The sequence below is a fragment of the Mesorhizobium sp. M1A.F.Ca.IN.022.07.1.1 genome, assembly GCF_003997575.1.
GTDB lineage: Bacteria > Pseudomonadota > Alphaproteobacteria > Rhizobiales > Rhizobiaceae > Mesorhizobium.
Map to the genome: position 1 here is coordinate 1 of NZ_RZST01000556.1, position 2,233 is coordinate 2,233.

A 2,233-nucleotide genomic window follows, 5' to 3' on the forward strand; every position below is an offset into this window, starting at 1 on the left:
AACAAACCCCCGCCAATATCCCGTCAAGCCATCCACCTCTCAGCCAGCCATATAGCAGCACCGCCAGTGCGCTGACGACAGCGCCGGCCAAGGCGAACAGTCTTACAAGGTGCCTTGTTTGCATTTGCAGACGAGGCGCCTCACTTTCCAAGCTGGTCAGCGCCTGTCCGATTGCCCCAATTTCCGTTCGCGCTCCGGTCGCCACCACTTCGCCGATGCCCGAGCCGCGAACAACAAGCGAACCTGAAAACACAGCGGGGACGTCATCGCCGCCCGGGCGGTGTTTGGCTGTCCGATCCAGCGGCATGGCGGCTACCTTTCTCACCGGGACGGATTCGCCGGTGAGCAAGGATTCGTCAACTTGAAGATCACGGCTTTGGTCCAGCAGCAGATCGGCGGGGACACGGTCTCCCTCCGCAAGCAGGACGATGTCGCCATGCACCACCTCGCGACCGGCAACGCGCCGACGTTCGCCATCGCGGACGACCAGGGCGCGAGGGCTTGTGAGATCGCGAAGAGCTTCCAGGACGCGCTCCGTGCGCGCCTCCTGGATAATGGTTATTGCAATCGACAAAGTGGCGAAGCACAGCAGGATCAATGCCTCCTGCAGATCGCCAAGCAGGAGATAGACCGCGCCACCACCAAGCAGGAGCGCCAGCATCGGCTCGCGCACAACCTCGATGGCAATCCTCAACGGTGTTCGACGTTTGGATCTGGCTAGCTCGTTCGGCCCCTCGGCCAGAAATCTGATCCGCGCCTCGGCCTCGCTCAGGCCGCGCGGGCTCACTCCGGTTGCCAAATCACCAGCTGAACCCTTCGTTCCCTCGAACTGTGCGGCTGTGGCCATCTGCAGTAGCTAAACGCGCGTGGCAGCGAGTGCTCGCTGCATTTGTCTGATGATCTTGGCTCGACCGCGTTCGTCCGCCGCTGAGTTTACGGCCTCGCTCACATCCAGCAAGAGCCTGGAGAGATCGTTGTGCCAGTCGAGGCGGCCGACGCTCTCCCGCTTCAGTCTGCGGGCATGATTGACATCGACTGGCATACAACCGCCTATGCTCAATCGGAACGCGTCATCGAGCTGCGGCTCGATGATCTTGCTTTCCGGAAAAAACCCCTTGAGGCGCTCTCCAAGCCCGGCAAGACCTGCTCTTCACCATGAGTGAGGAATATCGACTGCCCGACAGGGCCGCGAGCCAGGACCCAAGCCACGAGCTCGGCAGCATCCCCGTGACCGGAGTAGAGGTCGAACAGCGTGATGTTCGCTCTGACTTCGATTTCTTCACCCTGGATACGCACACGCTGGGCGCCATCCAGCAGTATTCTACCCAGCGAACCCTGGACCTGATATCCGGCCATCATAACGGTGGCGTTCTTGCGCCAAAGGTTGGCCTTGAGATGGTGGCGTATGCGCCCTGCATCACACATGCCGCTAGCGGCTATCACTACGAAGAAGCCTGTCAGGCGATTGATTGCCTTGCTCTGCTCCACGGTATCGGTGAACCGCAATTCGGCTGAAGTCAAAGCCTGGCGCAGCACCCTGCCTTGCTCGATCTCCTTAACATGTCGCTCGAATATTGCGCTGGCGCGCGTGGCCAACGGCGAATCGACGAACACAGGAGCGCTTGGAACCTCGCCAGCTTTCATGAGCAGATAAAGATCGACTAGCAACTCCTGGGTCCGCTCCACTGCGAAAGAGGGAACGATCAAGGGGCCCCTCGCCCGTGCAGCGCTGCGCACGACGTCACCGAGCATCGAGCGTCGCTGTTCAGGCGACACGTCGGGGCGATCCCGGTTGCCATTGGTCGCTTCGCAGATGAGGTAGTTGACCCCGGAAGGGCCCTGCGGATCGGCCTGCAGCAGTTTGTGCCCCGGGCCTATGTCGCCCGAAAACACGATGCGCATCGGTGGCTGCCGACCTCCGTCGATCTCCAGCTCAACCGACGAGGAGCCGAGCAGATGGCCGGCGTTCCAGAAGCGGACCCGCAGACCCCTGGCTACGGTCGTCCAGTCGCGATAGGCCGCACTGCGAAACAGACGCATGCATGCGGCTGCATCTTCCTGGTGGTAGATCGGTTCAACCAGCGGCCTGTCACGCTGGGCGTTGCGGCGGTTGAGATGATCTACTTCCGTTTCCTGGATATGCGCGGCGTCCGGCAACATAACGGGGCAAAGATCGATTGTTGCGGGAGTTGCGTAGATCGGTCCGCGGAAGCCTTGCTTGACCAGCTTGGGC

2 protein-coding genes are annotated in these 2,233 nt (G+C 61.3%); both read right to left on the minus strand.

Features of this window, described 5'->3' with window-relative positions:
- A partial coding sequence (locus EOA75_RS32075) for a cation-transporting P-type ATPase (RefSeq protein ID WP_245466809.1) occupies nucleotides 1-847 on the minus strand: 847 nt, incomplete at its 3' end.
- A gap of 209 nt (nucleotides 848-1,056) precedes the next feature.
- The coding region (locus EOA75_RS32080; RefSeq protein WP_245466810.1) for an MBL fold metallo-hydrolase at nucleotides 1,057-2,233 on the minus strand (1,177 nt) is incomplete at its 5' end.